General features: G+C 20.3%; 1 pseudogene. It reads right to left on the bottom strand.

The window, feature by feature from the left end:
* Nucleotides 1-953: pseudogene (locus tag E6A48_RS11505) on the bottom strand (hypothetical protein); the annotation flags it as partial.

Raw genomic sequence — 953 nt, 5'->3', positions numbered from 1 at the left:
TTTAGCATTCAAATTATCCAATATAAATGCTATTCCACCAGAAATTTTCCCTGTCTTTTTAGCTTCAACTGTTACTTTATACTTATCACCTTTAGATAAAGGGACCATATAATTATATGTATTATAGTTTGCAGCATCAATTATAGTAAAACTTCCATCATCATTTTTTAATGCATTAGTAACACCACCTAATGTATCAGGTATTCTAGTTATTTCTATATTATACCCATATTTAATATATTCCGGTTTATCTTCAAATTTTATTTCATTATATTTATACAATATATTATCTGAAAATAATAATCTATTTTCCAATTTAGCTTGATAAACATAACCTATATCGGTATGAGCTACTAATTCTAAATTTGTAAGATTAGTTTTATACAGCCTTTTAGAAAAAATAGTTAATACTATAAATAATAGTATAATAATAACTAAAAATAATTTAGAAAAATTAGAAGCTTTCTTATTTGAAGAGATTAATAATATTCTTTTAAATAGCATTATTTCTTTATCAAACATAGAGAAAATCAATAATATAAACAATAATAAAATAGGAACTAAAAAAACTATATTTTTTATTTTAAGTGTGTATAATATATTATCTATTTTATCATCATATTTTAATTTGTCATTAAAAACAAAATTACCAAAAGGAGTTCCTTCTTTATGCATTTTTATATTTTTTATAGAACTATTCTCTGTTAAAATCTTTTCTACATTAAGATAAACGCTATAAATGTCACTATTTCTAAATATTTTATCATAATATTTAATTCTAAAATCATAGCTATAATTTGTTATAGAATCATTTGTATAAATATAACTTATAATAGAATTATAATCTAATTTTTTATCTATAGTAAACAATCTTTTAGTTTCATATATATCTATATTATTTAACTCTAGAGTATTTTCTATATTCAAATTAAATTCGGATAAATAACCAGCTC

The organism is Brachyspira pilosicoli, from assembly GCF_019402445.1.
GTDB lineage: Bacteria > Spirochaetota > Brachyspiria > Brachyspirales > Brachyspiraceae > Brachyspira > Brachyspira pilosicoli_B.
Note: the sequence above shows the minus strand (reverse complement) of the source record. Positions and strands in the feature narration are given on the sequence as shown.